This window comes from Pseudomonas sp. PME37.24/025, assembly GCF_055556615.1.
In genome coordinates, this window is record NZ_JBVHNK010000307.1 from 1 (window position 1) to 262 (window position 262).

Consider the following 262-nt stretch of genomic DNA (forward strand, 5'->3'; position numbering starts at 1 on the left):
TTGTCGGTAACGACGCCATGGACCTCGTCCCAACCGCCGTCACCGCCAAAGTAGGTGCCATAGAGCAGGGGGTCGATGACGAGATCGCGGGACTTGTCGTAATTCCCAAGGGCGAAGGTGTAGGTGTCTTTGCCGATCTGCTTGAATGCGGCCGCGACCTTCTGCCGCTTTTCATTTCGAAGCTGGTAGGCGAAAAGCTTGCCGAGGTGGATATCGCCGAACTCCGTTGTCACCACCAGATCGCCCTTGGCGTCGATGGCAG

General features: G+C 58.4%; 1 protein-coding gene. It reads right to left on the bottom strand.

What is annotated here, in order from left to right:
* The coding region (locus ACZ3HH_RS30475; protein WP_465810365.1) for a DUF7948 domain-containing protein at nt 1-262 on the bottom strand (262 nt) is incomplete at both ends.